Here is a 19670-nt window from a genome sequence, read left to right on the forward strand (position 1 = left end):
TTTCAGGAGGTGAGGAGGTATGGGCAAAAACATATCCACAGATTTAATCCGCGGCCATACCGATACGATTGTTCTGAACGTGCTGCGCCACGGGGACAGCTACGGGTATGAGATATATAAAAAGATAGTAAGGCTAAGCGGTAACCAATATCAATTGAAAGAAGCGACATTATATACAGCTTTCCGAAGACTGGAAAAGGAGGGATCGGTTGAATCCTACTGGGGCGATGAAACCCAGGGCGGCCGCCGGAAGTATTACCGGATAACAGAGGCAGGACTTCGGCATTATGAACAAAACAAAGCGGATTGGAATTTTGCCAAAGATATTCTGGATAAGTTAATTGAAGGGGGAATAGAAAATGAGGAATAATCAACTCGACCGCAGGGTTCGTTCCTATGTGGATGATCTTTTCGCCGGTGTAGGGGAAAGCCAGCAGCTGTACGAGCTGAAAGAAGAATTATCCACCAATTTAAAAGAAAAAATCGGTGATTACAAAAAAGAGGGAAGAACCGAAGACGAGGCTTTCAAAGAGGCTGCCGCTTCGATTGGGGACTTGAGCGGCCTGGTGGACGACATGCGAAACATTGGCGAGGATAAGGTGAAACAGTCGGTGTATTCTTCTATGACAAACCGTATCTCTACAGCAGGGCTGATTATTGGCGTACTGCTTGCATTGTTTGGAGCGCTGGTGACGTTAATGCTGTATTTTATGGAGCTTCCTCCGGTGAGTACAGCGGGGCCGGCTATTTTTATAGTGATAGGATGTATTTTAATCACCTATAGCTCGCTGACAAGAGAAACAACCAAAAAATTTGCCATGAACAAAATCCGGGCGATGCTTTACACGGCTGCGGCAGGTTTGATTTTATTTGGATTTTACACGGCAGTTACCTCTGGTTTTGCCACAGGAGAAATGTTTATTGCGGTCAGCTCCATGATGGTATTTTTACTAGCAGGCGTTGGATTGTGGCTTGGTTTGGTTTTAACCGGCAGAAGCCGCCTCAAAGGGCAATAAATCCTGCATGCATGAGGAGGAGGATTCAGCCGGGTGCAGGGAAAAAATCAAGATATTTTTACAAGGGTTCATGACGAATATTACAAATTCAAAAGTGACCCTGTTCTTTCTAGTTTAAATCCTTTCCCAAGTGAACACATCCTCCGGGAATTGACGGGAGAAGGAGAAACGGAATTGTTCCGAATGCTGGAAAAACCCCCTTCTAGCAAAGAGGGGGTTTTCCTATATTAAAGAGAGGGTCTCGACGGCTGGATATAACTTTAAATATGCCGCATACCCGTTCTCGTAAAGCTCGCGGTTTTCCAGATGCGGCTGGTACATTGCGTCGTTTCTTTTTTTCAGAAAGTCAGCAGCGAAGGTGTGATAATCCGGAGACCAGCCGAGCTGGTAAAAAGCAGTAGCAGAGATGCCAAAAGCCGGCAGGTATTCACTGTTTTCCGGTACGCGGACCGTCTGCCCGGTAACATCAGCAAGGACCTGACACCATGCTCTGCTTTTTGTTCCGCCTCCGATCAGGGTGATATCGCCTCTATCCGCCACATGACGGAGGGAATAGCAGAGGCCTTCCACGACCGCCCGCAGGAGGCAGTGGTATCGGGACGGATTCCGTAGAAAAGTCCAGCTGCTTTTTTGTCCTGAACCGGAAACCGTTCTCCGTGAAGATAAGGCAGAAACAGCAGGCCGCCGGCTCCCGGGCGCGCCGCGTTAATGGTTTCATCAAAGGCATGATATCCGGCATCCGACATATACGTCTGTTTCGCCCAGTCTAACACGTTGCCCGCATTCAGAAGCGGTGCAATCGATATGTAATGCTGGGGGAGAAGGTGAGCAAGTGTGAAAACTCCAGTAGAAGAGGAGGCAGGTTCTGCCGCCGGCACAGCGGTCCATCCTGTGGTGCCGATATAATAATAACTGTCCCCTTCCTGCAGGGCTCCGGCTCCCATCGTACTTGCCCCGGCATCACCGGCACCGCACATAACAGGAATCCCTGCTGGAAGCCCGCAGCTGTTCCCGGTCACATACCCGGCAACGGCCTCTGGTGCGAGGAGCTCAGGAAGGGAAAAATGGGGGCAGCCGGCTTTCTGAAGGATATCAGGAAACCAGGATTTACTGTGAATATCCATCGCCCCTGTGGTCGCGCCTGTGACCGTATCAGTAACCAGGCTTCCGGTTAATTTGTAAATAATATAGTCTTTGGCACTAAAGACCACGGTTCCCGCTTTTTCCCCGTGGTGTGCCAGCCAGCGCAGTTTTGCCAGCGGGGTGGAGGGGGCGATGGTGTTGGCGGTGACGTCTTCAAGATATGGATGATGCCGGCGGATCCATCCAGCTTCCTCTCCGGCCCGCATGTCAGAATATAGTATCGCGCGTTTTGTCGTTTCATTCCCGCGGATTAGAATGACATCCTCCATTTGGCCGCTGAATGTTACGGCCTGTATGGCTTCCCGTGGAATGGCATGCCGTTCGAACCAGCTGTCGGTAATTTCTCTTATTCCACTCCACCATTCCTCCGGATCCTGTTCCATCTTTCCATTTTCTCCTTTAAACGTCTGCACGGTTTTTGCCCCTTCTGTGTAAATACTTCCATCCTTTTTTATCAGGAGGCCTTTTACAGCAGACGTGCCAATATCAAATACAGCAATCAATTCCATTTTCTTTTTCAATCTCCTTCATTGGATGAGGATAAGAAAATCATATTACAAAAACACCTGAATGATAAGACCAGCCAAAAGGACATATAATCCCTTATTCCCCGGATTTTCTCCTTTTCAGAGGAGTTATCGGACATTTGATGCCTTATTCCTTATGGTCAGGGTAAAAGAAGCAGGCATTACCCTATATAGCGGCAAAAATGTCCGATTATCCCTCTAACATCCACTTTTTCTGCCGTTTAACGGAATAAATGTCCGCGGCGGCCTCCACTCCAATTATCAGTTTTCTGCTTTTCTCTTAAAAGCGGACCGCTGTTTTTTTGGTGATCTGCCAGATGATGAGAAAAACAAGCGGGAGCAGCAGCACCGCGGCTGTTATGGAAAGGCCGCCCGCCACCGCTCCGGATTCCAGGGATAATAACATGGAGAGTCCTTCGATGGTTTCAAATCCCCATAACATATCAGAGACAGCGGTCAAAAGGATGCCCAGGGCGATAAATCCTAAGCCGGGAAGCCATCCGTACCGATGAAATCCTGCTCCGATCAGCCAGCCGATGAGATGATACATGATCAGGTTGAAAAAACAGATAGGGATAGCGGCAGTCATACTGACATCCAGGCCTATGATCGTACCAGCTTCCATGATAGAAGACAGTTCCATGACGTTCATAACAGCATGCTGAATCCCTGTAAGAATGCCGGCGGCAGCAGTCAGACCAGCTGCCAGTAAAACAGCCGTTACTCCAGTGGCGGTGAAAAATTGGTTTCGTGTAATACCAAGCTTGATGTACGTATCCAGAAAGGAGTAAGAAAGAAAAATCGCAATCACCAGCATAAATAGTTTTGCTGGCTCGAAGGAAAATGTCAGGAAGTTTGCGAGAGTGTCCCCATACTGGGAGGTAACGAATATCATGCCGATATATAATACAACGACAGCACTCAGCAGCCAAAGCGCCCATTTTCCCTGCTGTATAAACATATCAATGATCAGTTTCGATTGATTAGTTTGTGTTTTCATCGTTTTCCTCCTTGGTTAAATGAATAAATAGATCCTGCAGCGAAACCGGGCCGATTTCCAGCCCCTGTTCCTGAGCCAGACGCTGATTTTCTTCGGAGAGCTCTCCATAAACCATCACGGATTTTGTACCGCCGAGGCTCCGGGTATTCAGCTCTGTCATATCGCGGGTAAACGCATCCACCAGTGCAGCGCCGCCGGTAATCGAGACCCCTCTGTTCATTAGGGCATCATTGGTCTCCTGCAGCAGAAGTTTCCCCCGATGAATCATCAGGACTTCCTCGAATAAATAGTCCATTTCCGACACAAGATGGGTGGAGATGATCATGGTCCGGGGAGACCGGGCCTGATCTTCCACCACTTCTTCGTAAAAAATTTCCCTGGCCGGGGCGTCCATGCCGAGGTAGGCTTCATCAAAGATCGTCACGGGCGACCGTGCAGCAAGCCCGAGAATAACCTGCAGGGCGGACTGCATCCCCTTCGACAGCTGATTCACCGGAGAGTCTAACGGAAGCTGAAAACGTTTAGCCAGCTGAGTCGCATACTCTGTGTCAAAATAAGGGCGGTAGCGGGCTGTCAGTCTGATAAGGTGTTCCACTTTATCGCTTTCATCCTTGTAATCCTCATTAAAAATATACGAGACATAAGGCATGATCCGAGGATTGTCAAAAGGGATCCCGCCATTTATCTGAATCGTCCCGGAAGTTGGCTCCTGGAAGGACGCCAGCAGGGATAAAAGCGACGTTTTTCCGGCTCCGTTTCTTCCGATTAGTCCGTATATTTTTCCTTGCTCCAAGTGACACGAAATATCATGCAGCGCCTCCGTCTTTTTGTATTTCAGGGAAACATCTTTCAGTAACACATCAAATGTCATTAGAATTCCTTCCTTTCGCTTGCTGGATCAGAGTAGTAACTTCTTCCTCCGATAGCTGCAGTTTGTGTGATTCTTCGACCATCGGAAGAACATAATTATCAAAAAACGCAGTTTTTCGTTTTTCTGTTACTTTTGTTTTGGCTCCCTCTGCCACAAACATCCCGACTCCTCTCTTTTTATAAATAATCCCATCGTCCACCAGTAAATTGATGCCTTTGGAAGCGGTCAGATGATTAATTTTGTAAAAATGGACAAGTTGATTGGTGGAGGGGATCTGGTCCCCTTCCTGAAGTTGATTATTTACGATTTGGTCTTCTATTCGGTCCCGTATTTGCAAAAAAATCGGCTTATCGCCCTCAAGCCCCTTGCTCACTCGAAAATCACCACCCTATTTGGAAGCTTCAGTATAACGGTTATATAGTTATGTATATAAGTATAATACAAAAAGGTGCTATGTCAATATCCTATTTTAAAAAAGAAGCAGGAAGGAATATTTCTACCTTTAGGTAATGTGGTAAAATCAGGGTAAAAAGAACAGGAGTAGAGTTATGAAAACGAATACGCTGATTTTTGATATGGATGGAACATTGTTTGACAGCAGAGAGCTGTTGAGCCAAGCGATTGAAAATACCCTTCAATATGGGGTGGAGCAGGGAATGTATTCGGATCAGGGATGGACGGAGCAGGACCGGGTTGGCATTATCGGCGAACCTTTCTATCCAGGATTCCGGAAGCTGCTGCCGGGGGTTTCAGAAAACATACTCGAGAATCTGGAGCCGGTGCTGGACCGCTTCCTGCTGACAGAAATGGATAAGGGAGCTGGAGAACTTTTTCCAGAAGTAAAAGAAACGCTTCAGAAGCTGGCTGATGAAGGATATCAGCTTTATGTCGCCAGCAATGGAAATGCAGAATATGTTCCCGCAGCGCTGGAACGGGAAGGACTAGCCCCTCTTTTTCGGGGGATTTATTCTGTACAGCAGTATCAGGCTGGCAATAAAATCAATCTCGTGCGTATGATTCTCGATGATGCCGGGGCTGATGCGGTCATGATCGGGGACCGCTCTTCCGATATTGAAGCTGGAAAAGAGAACGGCCTGCTGGTCATCGGCTGCCGCTACGGTTTTGGAAGCGAAGAAGAGGTTGCCGCGGCAGATGAGCTCGTCGACAGCATGGCGGATCTGCCCGGACTGTTAAAAGAAAAACACATTTAGATGAAACACCGGACCTTATACAGAGGTCTGGTGTTTTTTATGTTCATGATAAAAAATAATCAGTCGAAAAAGCCATGACTTCTTCAAAGGTCCCGCTTTTTTTCTGAATTTTGTTGACGAGAATGATTATCAATTATACAATACAATTAATATTGAAAATCATTATCAATTAAAAAGAGGGAGGCATATCATGGGTCACGTTATTCCAATATTATTGCTTATTTTTACGGCAGCCTGCGGTTCCGAAGAAGAGGATGCTGCCGGCGGCGGAAAGACTTCCGGCGGGGATAGGACATCCGGCAGCCAGGAAACAAGAATGGTAGAACATGCGATGGGGGAGACAGAGATTGAAGGGACACCGGAGAAAATCGTTACCTTATATCAGGGGGCCAATGATACAGCGGCAGCTATGAACATAGAACCGATCGGCATTGTGGAATCATGGACCCAGCAGCCGATCTACGAATACTTACGAGACGATTTGGAAGGAACGGAAATTGTCGGGGAGGAGACACAGCCGAACCTGGAAAAAATTGCTGAAATGAACCCTGATGTCATCATTGCTACGATTACGCGCCATGAAGATATTTATGAGGACTTGTCGGCGATTGCCCCGACGGTAATGGGAGAAGAAGTGTATGAATGGAAAGAAACGCTGGATCTGATGGGCAGAACGCTGAATAGGCAAGAAGAAACCGATCAGCTTCTGGCAGACTATAATGAACGCCTCGACACGTTCAAGGAGAAAATGGGAGAGGAGCTTCCGATCGAAGCAGCAATCACGAATTTCCGCGCCGATCACGCCCGCATTTTCTATATGGGATTTGCCGGCCGGGTGCTGGAGGATGCTGGTTTTGAACGCCCGGAAGGACATGACAATCCGGATGAATGGGGCATTAAGCTGTCTTCCAAAGAGAGCATACCGGAAGCTGATGCGGAAGTGATTTTCAACTTCAATTCCGGCACCGAAACGGAACAGATTGAACAAACCTATGAGGAATGGACCAGCCATCCGCTCTGGCAGGAACTGGAGGCCGTGCAGAACGATGAAGTATATATGGTCGAGGAAGAAACGTGGAACGCCGGAGGCGGGGTACTATCGGCCAATCTAATGGTTGATGATTTGTACGAGATATTTGATGTGGAAGAGAATTAATGCAGGAAAGGGAAGGAATATTGATGGCAGCTAAAAAAGACAGAAAGGCTTTCGTTTTTCTGCTTCTCCTTATTGGGTTTGTGCTGGCATTTGCAGCCAGTCTGGTGTTCGGACAGACACCAGTTACCGTAGAACAGGCTGTCCATTCCTTTCTCTCCTATGATAAAAACTCGACCGAACATATTGTGGTTCGTTCCGACCGTCTGCCGCGGGCCGTGATTGCTTCGGTTACTGGTGCATCGCTGGCGGTGGCGGGAGCATTAATGCAGGCACTGACGAAAAATCCACTCGCATCCCCGAGTATATTCGGAGTTAATCAGGGAGCAATCTTTACGGTGGTGATCGGAATCGTATTTTTCTCCGTCACGTCGCTTGCATCACTCGCCGGCCTTGCTTTTCTTGGGGCAGCCGCGGCGGCGGTGATTGTTTATTTTCTCGGTTCGCTCGGCCGGGACGGGTTGACTCCGGTGAAAATCGTGCTGGCCGGCGCAGCGATCAGTGCCCTGTTTCAATCTTATACGCAAGGTATTCTTGTTCTTGATGAAGCAGGTCTGCAGGATGTGCTGTTCTGGCTGGCTGGTTCCGTCAGCGGCAGAACCCTTGAGATGCTGCAGCCGGTTCTTCCCTTTATAGGAAGTGCTATTGTGGCAAGTATGTTTATAGGAAAAGCGATTAACCTTCTTGTTACAGGAGAGGACATTGCCAAGGGAATGGGACAGCACGTTGCTGCGCTGAAAGCCTTCATGGGTCTTCTTGTAGTACTGCTGGCCGGTAGTTCCGTTGCGGTGGTGGGGGCTGTTGGTTTTATTGGACTTGTTATCCCCCATGCGGCCCGTTTTTTTGCCGGCAATGACTATCGCTGGCTGCTGCCGATTGCCGCCCTGCTCGGTGCCGTACTTCTTGTGGCTGCGGATGTGCTGGCACGTCTGTTAATTATGCCGCAGGAGGTGCCGATTGGTGTGATGACAGCAATGATTGGCGGTCCTTTCTTCGTATTCATTGCCAGAAAGGGAGTGTCGGGCGTATGAAACGTGAAGGGACTCTTCCACCCAGCTCGTTTTCTCTAAAAACACGGACGGGGCGGGTACTGCTTCTCCTTTTTCTAGCCGTGCTGTGTACGTGTATCCTAGGGCCTATGCTTGGCAATACCCTGCTGTCCCCGCTGCAGGTCATCCAAACGATAGCCGGTGCCTCAGGCGGTGCCAATGAATTTATTGTCATGAACTCTCGTCTGCCTCGGACCCTGGTGTCTCTTTTGGTAGGTGCGGCCCTTGGCGTTTCCGGCGCCCTCCTGCAGGGCGTGGTCCGAAATCCGCTGGCCGCGCCGGATATCATTGGGGTGACAGGCGGCGCATCAGTCGCAGCGGTCGCGTTTTTAACGTACGCTTCCGGGTCGGTCGGCATCGGCTGGCTGCCGGCAGCAGCTGTCTGCGGAGCTCTGCTTGTTTCGATGCTTATTTACATGCTTGCCTGGAAAAAAGGCGTGACGCCGATGCGGCTGATATTGATCGGGATTGGTATTGCCGCCATTATGAGTGCCATGACGACGTTTATGATTGTCGTTAGCTCTTCTGTTTCAGCAGCGCAGGCCTACTTGTGGCTGACCGGCAGCATTTACGGCGCCTCCTGGAACGATATGTATGCCATGCTGGCAGCGGTGGTTCTGCTTACTCCGCTTGCTCTTGTTTTTGCAGGAAGTTTGAATGCCCAGCAGTTTGGAGACGACACCGCAGCAGGTCTCGGGGTCCGCACCGAGTTGGACCGGTTTATATTGTTATTTATCAGTGTCGTACTGGCTGGTGCGGCCGTTGCAGCAGCAGGGGCAATAGGGTTTGTCGGCTTGATTGCGCCGCATATTGCCCGTACGTTAATCGGCCGGACATTCGCTCCGGTCATTACCGCTTCTGCTTTTCTCGGAGGCCTGCTGTTGTTTGGGGCGGATGTGACTGCACGAACCATTTTTTATCCGGTGGATGTCCCGGCGGGAGTATTTACTGCCGCTGTAGGAGCGCCGTTTTTTCTGTTTCTTTTATACCGGAACCGAAACCATTTCTAGGAGGAGATTGTGTATGGGAATGCTGGAAGCGGAGGCATTGACGTTTTCCTATGACGCTGGCCCGATTTTGAAAAATTTGTCTGTATCTATTCCGGAAGGGAAAATCACGGTATTTATCGGAGGCAATGGCTGTGGGAAATCCACCCTGCTGCGTTCGATGGCACGTCTTCTGCAGCCGGATCAGGGCACTGTATTGTTGGATGGGGAGGATATTTCGCGGTTGAAGACGAAAGAAGTGGCAAAAAAGATGTCAATTCTGCCCCAGGGGTCGTCTGCCCCTGAAGGATTAACGGTAGAACAGCTCGTACGGCAGGGGCGGTACCCTCATCAAAGCTGGTTAAAGCAATGGTCCCCGGAAGATGAAACGATGGTTCAGCAGGCCCTGAATGCCACGTCGATGAAGGAAAGGGGCTCCCAGCCGGTCGATGCCCTTTCCGGCGGACAGCGTCAGCGCGCCTGGATTGCTATGACACTGGCGCAGGGATCGGATACCCTGCTGCTCGATGAACCGACCACGTATCTGGATATGGCACATCAAGTGGAGGTGCTGGACTTGCTGTATGATTTAAATAATAAAGAAGGCCGGACGATTGTAATGGTGCTTCATGATATGAACATGGCCTGCCGCTATGCCCATCGTCTGGTGGCCATGCAGAACCAGACTATTTATGCAGAAGGACGGCCGGAAGATATTATGAAAGAAGGGCTGGTTCGGGATGTCTTTCAAATGAACTGCCGCATCGCCCCGGATCCTTTATTTGGAACGCCGATGGTGATTCCGCATGGAAAGGGGAGAAAAAATCATGTTGCCTTCTCTGCTGCCAGTGCAGAATGAACGGATCAGTGCCCGGTTGTTAAACGATGACAGGTGTTGTCTTGATTATTTGAAAAAGCTGCAGAAAAAAATACAGGCCCCTTCCCTGCTCGTCGCTGCCTCCCAGTTTTCAAAGCGCTACGCCCGGTTCGTAACCGAAGCCGCATTTTCACCGATATATCTGGAACAGCGGTATCCGCTCATGACTCTGGATGACGCGGAGCTGGTGACGGATTGGAGCGCGGAAAAATGGAGCCCGTCGTTTGCTTTACAGGAGCAAAGCGGAAGTGCCGTCAGTCGAGAAACTGTGATGCACGACGTATTTGCCGGGCATCTGGCCCCGCTCTGGAGGACAATGAATACTGTCACCCGGGTGCCAATGCCGATGCTCTGGGAAAATACAGCGGTACGCGTATTTTCCCTTTATGAAAAAAAGCTTCCATCATCGGCGGCAGCACCGCTTGAAAAACAGATCGAAGGGGATTTTCGTTATATGGTGCAGGAAGCCTCCGGGGAACTATTCGGGGAAGCTGCGAATCCGCTTCGTCCCTTTTTTAATTCATCCACGGAAGAGCGAAATAGCAAAAATATACGTGTCCGGAAAACCTGCTGTTTTCTTTACGAGACCGGAGGCGGCCGTTCCTGCTGCTCGACTTGTCCAAAATATCACAACTTCTAACACACCCGGGATAAAGACAACCCGGGTTTTTCTATGTTTAGTTTTGGCTGTTTATGTGAATGAAAACTAAGAAGGCTCTTTATAAGGAGGACGGTACGATGCTTACAGAAGCTCAAATAAATAGATTAAATGAAAAGCTGAACGAGCAAAAGATGGAAAACGAAAAAGTGCTGCAGGGCGAAAACAGTGAATCTGTTCCCGAAGAAGGCACGGGCGAATTATCAAGTTATGACAATCATCCGGCGGACCGGGCAACCGAGCTTTCCGAAAGGGAGACGGATGCGGCGCTGAATAATCAGGCCCAAGCACAGAACGAACAAATTGAGAAAGCGCTCCAAGCTATCAAAAATGGAACGTACGGCATCTGCGAAGTCTGTGGAAAAGAGATTCCATATGAACGCCTGGAATTGGTTCCGGAAACCCTGCGCTGTACAGATCACGCGGAAGCAGACGTTCAGGATGACGTGGAAACAGCGGAGGAAGATGTGCTTGATCCCGGCATCGGCGCCGACCGCGGCAATGAAGAAGAAGTCATTTATGACAAAGAAGATACCTGGGAATCCATAAGCGGCCATGGCACCTCCCAGACGCCGTCTGACGTGCCGGAGGAAGAGCGCGTTTACCATGAAACAAATAATGGGCCGGATAAAGCCTGACAGAAGAAATGCTTCCTGAAAGCGGGGAGCATTTTTTTAAGATTGGAAAGTGGATAATTTGGCGTTTTTGAGATCCAGCTCTGGCGTCCCGAAGCGCGCGAGGTCCACAGAAAAGCCTGCAGGACGCAGGAGCGGTGTTCGTAGCAGAAGGGCGCTTGTGCTTTTCTTCATGCCAATAGACAACGTTCTCCTGAGGACAGAAGGGAGGAGAAAATGGCTGATTCAAATGCTCTCTATCGCCCATTTATTTTATCATTGATAATGATTTTCAATTTCGGTAGAATGAAGGTAGGAATTAAATGGAACGGGAGGGCTCACCCATGAAGGATGAAGAACTGTTTGACGTAACGATTATCGGAGGCGGACCGGCAGGGCTGTATTCGGCTTTTTACAGCGGACTGCGTGAGATGAAGACAAAAATCATAGAATACCAGCCGTACCTGGGCGGGAAAGTTCATGTATATCCTGAAAAGATGATATGGGATGTAGGGGGGCTTGCTCCGACGCCAGGAGCAAAACTAATAGAACAAATGGTGGAACAAGGGATGACCTTTTCTCCGGAAACCGTCCTCAATGAAAAAGTGGAGACAATGACCAAAAATCGAGCCGGCCATTTTGTCCTCCAGACCTCTTCCGGCGGGAAACATTATTCAAAAACGGTGATTGTAACTGTGGGCAGCGGTATATTGAATCCGCAGAAGCTGGATATTGAAGGAGCCGAGAAATTTGAGGTTTCCAACCTTCATTATACCGTCAAGTCACTTGAACGCTTTCAAGGAAAAACAGTCGTTATTTCGGGCGGCGGCAATTCTGCCATAGACTGGGCCAATGAATTGGAGCCGTTGGCAGAAAAAGTCTATCTTACTTACCGAAAAGGAGATTTAAAGGGCCATGAAGCCCAGATTTCCCAGCTTTTGAACAGTTCGGCAGATTGTTTTTTTCATACATCCATCAGCAGGCTGCATGCTGATCCATCCCAGGAAGCGATTGAATGCGTCGAGCTGTTGAACCATGAAACCGGGGAAACCTCTATCCTTCCTATCGATGATGTGATCGTGAATCACGGGTACGAAAGAGACGCGGATCTGCTCGAGAACAGCCAATTGAACATAGATATGATTGATGATTACTTTGTCTCGGGAAATGCCAATAGTGAAGCCTCCGTTGCTGGTTTGTATGCAGCCGGGGACATTTTAAAACATGATGGCAAATTGAATCTGATTGCCGGCGCTTTTCAGGATGCAGCGAATGCCGTCAATAAAGCAAAACAGTTTGTCCGGCCGGATGCTGCTGCGGTAGGAATGATCTCTTCCCACAATGAACGATTCAAGGAACGGAATAAACAATTAATGAAGCAGAAGATGCGATAGTAAAAACAAGCGGACAACAGGGGTCTCCCTCTTGTCCGCTTATTTTATTATGTTGAAAAGTATAAGAAGAAAGGAAGCTGCTCTCCTCTTTGCTGTAATCCCTCCAAACCCAAAAAGACGGATCTCAGGCGTTTTTCCCCAAGATCCGTCTTTCTTACTTCCTCCAAGGACGACTTTTAACTTTTTTGGGATTGAGCCCGTTTCCGAGGGAGCCGTACGATTGATTACTGTAAGGTTCCACTAATTCGTTTTGATTAAAATAAACACGCGGCGTTTGCCATAGTGCTTTCAATGCCCGGCTCATCGGCATTTCATGATATCGATCCGGCCACATTTTTTTTATCTGTTCCTTGACCAGCGGGTAATATTTTGAACTCATGCCGGGAAACAAATGATGTTCCGTGTGATAGGAGAAATTAAAATGCAGCACATCGACCCATTTTGGAACAGTCACCGTCAGACTGTTTGCAAGGGGGTCATTAACGGGAACGAGAGGATTGAGGCGGTGGTTGGTAGAGATATAAGCCATCACGATAAAGTTCGCAATCAATAGCGGAAGCAGGAAGGCAAACAGCCAATTCTCAAACCCTATGAAAAAAAGTAAGCTGATCCAGCTTGCCCATGGTACAATAGTTTGTAATAAAACTTCCGGCTGCTTGCGGGGTTTAAATTCTTTTAAATAGATCCCCAGCATTTTCAGAGAATGAACGGAAAACTGGATACTCAACGACGCGAACGCAAAAAAGGCTCGGATAAACAAAGGGAGGCGGTAGACGTTTCGGAACCCTTTCATTCTTGATATTTTCTCCAATGTCGGCCAGGCGTCCGGGTCGTGGTCCTCGTGCTGGGTGTGGACGTGATGAGTAAGGTTGTGCCATTTTCTCCAAATTTTTGGGCTGACACTAAGCGGCCAAAATGCGATGGCTCCCAGTATGTCCCGCAGCCATGCCTTACGAATAACGGTGCCATGCAGAATTTCATGACCGAGAAACCCTAAAGCCGCGAAACTTGCTCCAATAACGAAAGAAAAGATAAGATTAACGATAGGGTGAATAGGGAACAACCCTATCATCAGAAAACAAACGGCAACGACAATCAAATATGCTAAACCGCCAAGTAAACGGGCTGGTGCTGGTTTGAATGCTTCTTTTGGTAAATGTTTTTTTACCTGCTTAGCATAAACGGCGAACTTTTCCAAGTCACTCATGGTAAAGCCCCCTTCATTATTATGGATGCCTCTCAACCTTACAGACATCCAGCCGAAAAAGCAATGGATATTATTGTCTGATCTTGATAAACGAGAAAAGATCTATAAATCTACTAGCGGAAAATTAGGAAGGAGACGAATACATGACGGAACCTTTCATTCGGAATCACCACTTAAATGTGATAAAGAATCAAGGCAGGTATATTCAACATTGTTTCAGAGATGTCGAAGATTCCAATGTCATGCAGGCCGTAAAAGGACAGGCAGCCGACCATGTGAAGGATGCTTTTTCTGCATTAAAGGAAGAGGAAGCGGCTGTCATTGAACCCATTTCAGAGGTCACTACAAGTATTGGGGTAGAAGCGTTCATTGGCTCCGTCTACCCGTATGTTCAACCATTTCCTTCACTGGACAAAGAACAGGTCCGGCAATTATTTCCCCACCACAAAAAAATGCAGCTCCCTGATTTGGAAGCTGTTGATTTTTCCCAGAGAACGTATCTAGGCTGGAATGATCCCGGCCATCGAAAAAAGTTTATAGTGTATGAACTCGATGGGAAACTCATTGGCCTGGAAGGACGCTACACTCCCTCCAAAAAACGGGACTACTGCTTTTTCTGCCAGGAATTAATGCCGGTCACGCTGGTTAGTTTTGAAACGAATGATACAGATGAAGGCAATCCGGAATTCTACCGGGCCATCGGCCAGCATATTTGCATCGACAGCGGGCAATGCAATAAAAACATCACCGACGTCTCCCGACTCGAGCATTTTGTAAGGAGAGTGGTGTGAAAAGGGAAGATTTTAATGTCTTCCCTTTTCTCCTGTTTTAGTTATATATACTGGTTTGTCAATTTCCTTTTCAAAAGAGTTGCTTAATTCTGAAAAGTGATTTGGTTTTATTTTAGCCTGAATTTTCATTGCAGCAATATAAACAACCATAGATATTAATAATGATTGTATGGCGGGAATACCTATAGGAAAGGTATATTGTGTTAAATAGCCAACGCCAACACCGATTACCATGCTTAAGGTAGCTATCCAATTCCATCCCTGTTTATCCACCCATGTTTGTTTGCGTATGAAGAAAAAATCAGCAAACATAATTCCTGCTATAGCCGGATAAATGACTGCTAATATGATGAGAAACGCTTGAAAGAAATTTAATATCCCAATTAACGCCAGTAATACCCCGAATAAGGAACCAATTAATGTTAATATCGCTCTTCCTTTTCCGGAGTTGATATTGAACATATTTGCTGCTGCCAGACCTATGGAATAACTAGCCACCAATTGACTTGTCCATAGTGCCACAAATAATATAATAAATCCCCAGAAAGGAAATCCTAGTTCTTGCATGACATTAACGATGTCTGCCTCTCCAATGCCAACAGACATAACAGCGCCAGTGAAAAAGAAAAACAAACCAATGACTACTATACCTAAGGGAATTAATGACTGATCTTTAATTGTAGGCCTTGAGTATCTGGTATAGTCGGAGGCTATCAGCCATTGGGCAACATTCGCACCAAGTACAAGACTAATCCCTCCATAAATAGTCATTGAGGAATCAGGGTTCCAGGAAAATATTCCTTCCCATCCCGTGGTGCTGAGAGCAAAATAGACTCCTGATCCTATTAAAATTAATCCGGCAGGGACGGCAAAATAATCTGTCCATTTCATGGAACTATAGCCAATGACAGCTGGTAAGGAGAATATTACTCCTGCGATTAATGTAAGTACAGACCATATCAACCATTGTTCATTATAATCGATTCCTACTACCGCAGATATCGCATTGCCTGCTGTAGCTGTATTTATACCAAACCAACCCATGTTTAATACAACAAGTGCCAATCCAACGATAAATCTAGCTTGAATCGCTCCGAAGCTTGTTCTGGCAATAACAGAGGCGGGACGGCCTGTTTTAGCTCCCAAATACCCCTGTAAGGCATTTCCTATCCATTGGACCACAACCAACCCGACCAAAAGAATAAAAAAGACTTCAAGAAGTCCGAAGCTTCCGGCTAATGTAGCTCCGACCATAATCACTGGAACCGCAAATTCCAGACCGCCAAAAACGGTAGCCGGACCTAACCAATGACTTCTTTCTGACTCTGGTACTGGAGTGAACACCGTATCATTATCCATGTTACTCATAGTACGTCACCTCTTATTTTAAATTTGTTTGCCTATGGTAATGGGTTTGTTCCTCATCAAGGTCCAGTTTTTCATTAAGAACAACTCCATATTTCTGAAAAGCTTCTTCTACATCAATGTAACCGTCTTTCACATCATCGAGCACGGTATTTGGAGAACGATCAAATGGATGACCAAAACCACCGCCCCCGCCAGTTTCCACCTTCACTTTATCCCCCTTGTTCAATAAATAACCGTTTGTTTTTAGCATTGATTGACTTGACTCTACTTTTTGTACAGTAACGTTTGGAGGAGCGCCCGCTTCTCCATTAAAGAGCCCCCATGCGGGCGTTAAAGAGCGTTCAAACCATAAATTAAGTAATACGTTATCCGTGCATATTTCATATTCTTTTAATATTCCTAAGCCCCCTCGATTTTTTCCAGCTCCTCCTGAATTTTGGCGCAAACTGTACGTATTTACTTTTAAAGGGTATTTAGATTCTAATACTTCTACAGGCATATTTTTAAAATCACCATTCGCATTATTTATCAGTCCGGACTGCCCGTCATTTGCTGAAAATCCACCCCAGCCCCCCGCGGTGGGTTCCACGTATAAAAATGGTTTATGTTCTTTAGAATCAAATCCAGACAAATTAATAACCATTGAATCTCCATAATGGGCAGCAGCACATTGATCCTGTAAAACATTTGATAGTGCTTTTATAATCAGGTCTATTAATAAACCTAGCGAGGAAAAATACCATCCACAAGCCGCTGGTTCTTGTGCACTCAATATTGTTTTATCTGGGACAAAAATATTCATTGTTTTAAAGTTTCCACCAGTAACCGGAGTCTTTGAACCAATTAAATGTTTGAAGGCCACACGGCAGGCAGATATGGTCTGTGCTTTTCCGCAGTTTGTCATCCCTTGACGTTGTAAGCTGGTTCCAGTTAAATTAATGTCCAGATTTTCTCCATAAATGGTTAGTTTTACTTTTATAAGAACAGGTTCATCACTTACCCCATCATTGTCTAAATAACCTTTCTCTTCATAAATCCCATCAGGTATGCTGGCAATATTTTCCCGATCAATCATTTCTGACTGTTTAAAGATGTCGAGCACTGCATTGTTTACGGTCGTCAAACCGTGATTTTCAATAATTTCAACGTACCGTTTTTCTCCTGTTTTACATGCAGCTATTTGGGCATTCAAATCTCCCAGCGATGATTCTTGAAATCGTCCATTCATCGTAATAAGGTCAATGACATCTTTTCTAGGGCGCCCCTGTTCATAAATTCTTGTAGGGGGGATCCGTATCCCTTCTTGATATATTTCGGTGGCATTCATCGAAGAACCCGGATCTTTTGCGCCGACATCCATCCAATGGGCACGCGTGGCAGAAAATCCAACAATTTTATTGTGGTAAAAAATAGGGGATATTATTGTTATATCATTTAGGTGGGTACCTGCCAGATAGGAATCATTCATTAAATAGATATCTCCTGGCTTGTAATTTTCTTCTCCTCCTATATATTCGCTGGTGAGTTTAATACATTCGTCCAAATTCCCTAAAAACATTGGAAGCCCGGAAGATTGACCTAACAGTTCAGCCTTTTCATTAAAAATGCCTACACTACAATCTTTCATTTCATAAATGATAGGGGAAAAAGAACTTCTCGCTAAACTTTCATTCATTTCTTCCGCAGCTGAAACAAAGGCGTTGCGAATAATCTCGGTTGTTACTGGGTTTTCTGAGAATATTTGATTCATGTATGATTCCTCCTTGTAATTTCAAGACTTCCAGAACTATCAAGCACCACGTTGAAGTCTTCAGGAACTACTACGGTAGAACTTGATGTTTCAATAATCATTGGACCGAGTGCCGATTTATTTGGAGTTAAATCGAAAATGGAATAAATCGTGGTTTCTTTTTCTACAGACTTCCAAATGACGGGTTTTGACCTCGGGGAGCTGGCCCTCCCGTTCTTATTGTCTATTCCCTTACTTCGTTGTTCCTTCTTTAACAATCCCTTGCCAGTCAGTCGAAGATTTACGATTTCCACCTGGCCTTCGGGGTTATTATGACCATATATATTTAAATGTTTTTCGTGAAAATCTGTTATTAAATGTTTAAGGTTTTGGTTTGTTACTTCATTAGAACTTAGGGGGACCGTTACCGTATATTCCTGACCAGCATATCTAAGATCGGATAAATAGGTAAAAACCCTGTCTTTTTCACTAATTTTTTGTTGATTGAGAATTTTATCCGTGTCTGTTTTCATTTCGTGATATAGTCGATTCATTATCCCGTTGTCACACTCTTCCATTGTGGAAACGTAAGTTCTTACATCATCATGGCGAATATCCGTTTGCAGCATTCCCCAAGCTGAAAAAGTTCCGGCCATGGAAGGTATCATAATTTTATTTATCCCAAGTTTTTCCGCAATGAACATTGCATGCATGGGTCCGGCGCCGCCAAAAGCTACCAATGCAAAGTCCCGGGGATCGATTCCTTTACTAATGGTCAATGTACGAATAGCGTCTGCCATTTTGGCGTTAGCTATATCGCAAATACCTTCGGCAGTTTCAACCACGCTTAAGTCTAATTTCTCAGCCACTTTTTCGATAACGTTGTAAGCACTTCTGTAATCCAACTGCATATCGCTGCTGGAAAATCCTTCTGAATCGATTCTTCCAAGTACCAGATTGGCATCAGTCACCGTTGCTTCTTTGCCGTTATTACCATAACAGGCCGGACCGGGATTGGAACCCGCACTTTCAGGACCGACTCTTAAACCGCCGCCTTCAACCCAGGCAATCGAACCGCCTCCAGCCCCAATCGTATGAATATTTACCATCGGAGTCATGATAGGGAATTTTTCCAGCTTCGCTTCTGATGTGACATCCGGCTGGCCATTTACTATCATGCTTACATCGAAGCTTGTTCCCCCCATATCGACACATATAAGGTGTTGCAGTTTATTAGTTTGGCCTATTTCTGTTCCGCCGATGGTTCCTCCTACAGGACCGGACATCATCGTTTGAATAGGTATTTTTTTTGCGATTTCCGCAGTCATTACACCTCCATTAGATTGCATGATATAAAGTTCCGAATCTAAATCCTTTTTTTTCGTTTCATCATCGAGTTTCTTTAGATACCTTTCAACTATCGGGGCTATATATGCATTGATGATCGTTGTGCTTGTTCTTTCGTACTCCCGCCATTCTCTGACAATTTCATGGGATAAAGATACGGAAACATGAGGCAGATATTCGTTTATCCAATGTCTTATTTGTTTTTCATGTTCAGGGTTATTGTAAGCATGCAGCAAACAAATCGATACGGAATTCAATCCGCGTTCTGTAATTGTATCTATTATTTTCAACACTTCTTCCTCATTCAAGGGAGTGTCGACACTGCCATCGGCTAACATTCTTTCATTTACTTCAAACACATCGCGTCTTTCAATTAATCGTTTTGGCTGTCGATATTGAATATTATAGATTTCCGGCCGATTAGCCCTGCCGATTTCGTATATGTCCTTAAATCCTTTTGTCAAAATTAAAGACATGTCAGCTCCTTTTCTTTCTAGAAATGCATTTAATCCGGCAGTCGTCCCATGAACAAAAAAGTCCACATCTTTTAAATTGGAAATAAGCTTATTGACTCCATTAAGAACACCCAAAGACAGGTCCTCAGGGGTGGAAGGAGATTTAGCTGTTTGGTACTTGCCTGTTTGTTTGTCATATAAAACAACGTCAGTAAAAGTGCCTCCGATATCAGCTGCTATACGGTACCTACTCATCGTTTTGGTCCCTCCTTGT

At 46.2% G+C, this 19670-nt stretch carries 18 protein-coding genes and 1 pseudogene; 11 read left to right on the forward strand and 8 right to left on the reverse strand.

Features of this window, described 5'->3' with window-relative positions:
- Positions 1–19 precede the first annotated feature (19 nt).
- Positions 20–370, forward strand: a complete 351-nt coding sequence (locus G475_RS0122315) for a PadR family transcriptional regulator (protein WP_026703145.1) — start codon at positions 20–22, stop codon at positions 368–370.
- Positions 360–1016, forward strand: a complete 657-nt coding sequence (locus G475_RS0122320; RefSeq protein WP_026703146.1) for a permease prefix domain 1-containing protein — start codon at positions 360–362, stop codon at positions 1014–1016. The genes G475_RS0122315 and G475_RS0122320 overlap by 11 nt, the downstream gene beginning before the upstream one ends.
- A 222-nt stretch (positions 1017–1238) precedes the next feature.
- Here the strand turns inward: G475_RS0122320 and G475_RS0122335 are convergent.
- The 4 genes and pseudogenes from G475_RS0122335 to G475_RS0122350 form a co-directional block, all read right to left on the reverse strand.
- A pseudogene (locus G475_RS0122335) lies at positions 1239–2668 on the reverse strand (xylulokinase).
- Positions 2669–2966: 298 nt separating this feature from the next.
- Positions 2967–3686 (reverse strand): hypothetical protein, encoded by a 720-nt coding sequence (locus tag G475_RS0122340; protein ID WP_026703150.1) that lies wholly within the window; start codon positions 3684–3686, stop codon positions 2967–2969.
- Positions 3670–4557: an ATP-binding cassette domain-containing protein gene (locus G475_RS0122345; RefSeq protein WP_026703151.1), complete on the reverse strand. Its 888-nt coding sequence runs from the start codon at positions 4555–4557 to the stop codon at positions 3670–3672. Before G475_RS0122345 ends, G475_RS0122340 begins: the two co-directional genes overlap by 17 nt.
- Positions 4547–4930: a GntR family transcriptional regulator gene (locus tag G475_RS0122350; RefSeq protein WP_026703152.1), complete on the reverse strand. Its 384-nt coding sequence runs from the start codon at positions 4928–4930 to the stop codon at positions 4547–4549. Before G475_RS0122350 ends, G475_RS0122345 begins: the two co-directional genes overlap by 11 nt.
- A 175-nt stretch (positions 4931–5105) precedes the next feature.
- Between G475_RS0122350 and G475_RS0122355 the strand changes: the two genes are divergently transcribed.
- The 8 genes from G475_RS0122355 to G475_RS0122395 all read left to right on the forward strand — a co-directional run bounded on the left by G475_RS0122355 (position 5106) and on the right by G475_RS0122395 (position 12499).
- Positions 5106–5768 (forward strand): HAD family hydrolase, encoded by a 663-nt coding sequence (locus G475_RS0122355; RefSeq protein WP_035712524.1) that lies wholly within the window; start codon positions 5106–5108, stop codon positions 5766–5768.
- Positions 5769–5958: 190 nt separating this feature from the next.
- On the forward strand, positions 5959–6924 hold the full coding sequence (locus G475_RS26080) for an ABC transporter substrate-binding protein (protein ID WP_035712526.1): 966 nt from the start codon (positions 5959–5961) through the stop codon (positions 6922–6924).
- A gap of 23 nt (positions 6925–6947) precedes the next feature.
- The gene (locus tag G475_RS0122365) at positions 6948–7952 is read left to right on the forward strand and encodes a FecCD family ABC transporter permease (protein WP_026703154.1); all 1005 of its coding nucleotides are present in this window, start codon (positions 6948–6950) and stop codon (positions 7950–7952) included.
- Complete coding sequence (locus tag G475_RS0122370) at positions 7949–8980, forward strand: FecCD family ABC transporter permease (protein WP_026703155.1); 1032 nt, start codon at positions 7949–7951, stop codon at positions 8978–8980. The genes G475_RS0122365 and G475_RS0122370 overlap by 4 nt, the downstream gene beginning before the upstream one ends.
- 13 nt (positions 8981–8993) lie before the next feature.
- A complete protein-coding gene (locus G475_RS0122375; protein ID WP_026703156.1) occupies positions 8994–9815 on the forward strand; it encodes an ABC transporter ATP-binding protein in 822 nt (273 codons plus the stop codon).
- On the forward strand, positions 9784–10473 hold the full coding sequence (locus tag G475_RS0122380; RefSeq protein ID WP_026703157.1) for a hypothetical protein: 690 nt from the start codon (positions 9784–9786) through the stop codon (positions 10471–10473). The genes G475_RS0122375 and G475_RS0122380 overlap by 32 nt, the downstream gene beginning before the upstream one ends.
- Before the next feature lie 98 nt (positions 10474–10571).
- A complete protein-coding gene (locus G475_RS26085) occupies positions 10572–11129 on the forward strand; it encodes a TraR/DksA C4-type zinc finger protein (RefSeq protein ID WP_051302833.1) in 558 nt (185 codons plus the stop codon).
- Positions 11130–11449: 320 nt separating this feature from the next.
- Positions 11450–12499 (forward strand): NAD(P)/FAD-dependent oxidoreductase, encoded by a 1050-nt coding sequence (locus tag G475_RS0122395; protein WP_026703158.1) that lies wholly within the window; start codon positions 11450–11452, stop codon positions 12497–12499.
- Positions 12500–12653: 154 nt separating this feature from the next.
- Here G475_RS0122395 and G475_RS0122400 read toward each other — a convergent pair whose 3' ends face one another.
- Complete coding sequence (locus tag G475_RS0122400; protein WP_026703159.1) at positions 12654–13706, reverse strand: fatty acid desaturase family protein; 1053 nt, start codon at positions 13704–13706, stop codon at positions 12654–12656.
- A 143-nt stretch (positions 13707–13849) separates the two neighbouring features.
- Here G475_RS0122400 and G475_RS0122405 point away from each other — a divergent pair, with 143 nt between their 5' ends.
- Positions 13850–14497: a FusB/FusC family EF-G-binding protein gene (locus G475_RS0122405; RefSeq protein WP_026703160.1), complete on the forward strand. Its 648-nt coding sequence runs from the start codon at positions 13850–13852 to the stop codon at positions 14495–14497.
- Positions 14498–14509: 12 nt separating this feature from the next.
- Here G475_RS0122405 and G475_RS26090 read toward each other — a convergent pair whose 3' ends face one another.
- Genes G475_RS26090 through G475_RS0122420 form a run of 3 tightly spaced genes read right to left on the reverse strand, consistent with a single transcriptional unit; the run spans position 14510 to position 19651 of the window.
- Positions 14510–15865 carry a purine-cytosine permease family protein gene (locus tag G475_RS26090; RefSeq protein WP_051302834.1) on the reverse strand — a complete coding sequence of 452 codons (1356 nt, stop codon included), beginning with the start codon at positions 15863–15865 and terminating at the stop codon, positions 14510–14512.
- Between the two features lie 13 nt (positions 15866–15878).
- A complete protein-coding gene (locus G475_RS0122415; RefSeq protein WP_026703161.1) occupies positions 15879–17615 on the reverse strand; it encodes a hydantoinase B/oxoprolinase family protein in 1737 nt (578 codons plus the stop codon).
- Positions 17612–19651, reverse strand: a complete 2040-nt coding sequence (locus tag G475_RS0122420) for a hydantoinase/oxoprolinase family protein (RefSeq protein WP_026703162.1) — start codon at positions 19649–19651, stop codon at positions 17612–17614. The genes G475_RS0122415 and G475_RS0122420 overlap by 4 nt, the downstream gene beginning before the upstream one ends.
- Between the last annotated feature and the right edge of the window lie 19 nt (positions 19652–19670).

It is taken from the genome of Salibacterium aidingense DSM 18341 (genome assembly GCF_000429685.1).
Lineage (GTDB): Bacteria > Bacillota > Bacilli > Bacillales > Marinococcaceae > Salibacterium > Salibacterium aidingense.

Excerpts from the sequence above, each read along its gene's own strand:
- G475_RS0122315 (WP_026703145.1), top strand. The coding sequence starts at position 20 with ATGGGCAAAAACATATCCACAGATTTAATCCGCGGCCATACCGATACG.
- G475_RS0122320 (WP_026703146.1), top strand. The coding sequence starts at position 360 with ATGAGGAATAATCAACTCGACCGCAGGGTTCGTTCCTATGTGGATGAT.
- G475_RS0122340 (WP_026703150.1), bottom strand. The coding sequence starts at position 3,686 with ATGAAAACACAAACTAATCAATCGAAACTGATCATTGATATGTTTATA.
- G475_RS0122345 (WP_026703151.1), bottom strand. The coding sequence starts at position 4,557 with ATGACATTTGATGTGTTACTGAAAGATGTTTCCCTGAAATACAAAAAG.
- G475_RS0122355 (WP_035712524.1), top strand. The coding sequence starts at position 5,106 with ATGAAAACGAATACGCTGATTTTTGATATGGATGGAACATTGTTTGAC.
- G475_RS26080 (WP_035712526.1), top strand. The coding sequence starts at position 5,959 with ATGGGTCACGTTATTCCAATATTATTGCTTATTTTTACGGCAGCCTGC.
- G475_RS0122365 (WP_026703154.1), top strand. The coding sequence starts at position 6,948 with ATGGCAGCTAAAAAAGACAGAAAGGCTTTCGTTTTTCTGCTTCTCCTT.
- G475_RS0122370 (WP_026703155.1), top strand. The coding sequence starts at position 7,949 with ATGAAACGTGAAGGGACTCTTCCACCCAGCTCGTTTTCTCTAAAAACA.
- G475_RS0122375 (WP_026703156.1), top strand. The coding sequence starts at position 8,994 with ATGGGAATGCTGGAAGCGGAGGCATTGACGTTTTCCTATGACGCTGGC.
- G475_RS0122380 (WP_026703157.1), top strand. The coding sequence starts at position 9,784 with ATGTTGCCTTCTCTGCTGCCAGTGCAGAATGAACGGATCAGTGCCCGG.
- G475_RS26085 (WP_051302833.1), top strand. The coding sequence starts at position 10,572 with ATGCTTACAGAAGCTCAAATAAATAGATTAAATGAAAAGCTGAACGAG.
- G475_RS0122395 (WP_026703158.1), top strand. The coding sequence starts at position 11,450 with ATGAAGGATGAAGAACTGTTTGACGTAACGATTATCGGAGGCGGACCG.
- G475_RS0122400 (WP_026703159.1), bottom strand. The coding sequence starts at position 13,706 with ATGAGTGACTTGGAAAAGTTCGCCGTTTATGCTAAGCAGGTAAAAAAA.
- G475_RS0122405 (WP_026703160.1), top strand. The coding sequence starts at position 13,850 with ATGACGGAACCTTTCATTCGGAATCACCACTTAAATGTGATAAAGAAT.
- G475_RS26090 (WP_051302834.1), bottom strand. The coding sequence starts at position 15,865 with ATGAGTAACATGGATAATGATACGGTGTTCACTCCAGTACCAGAGTCA.
- G475_RS0122415 (WP_026703161.1), bottom strand. The coding sequence starts at position 17,615 with ATGAATCAAATATTCTCAGAAAACCCAGTAACAACCGAGATTATTCGC.
- G475_RS0122420 (WP_026703162.1), bottom strand. The coding sequence starts at position 19,651 with ATGAGTAGGTACCGTATAGCAGCTGATATCGGAGGCACTTTTACTGAC.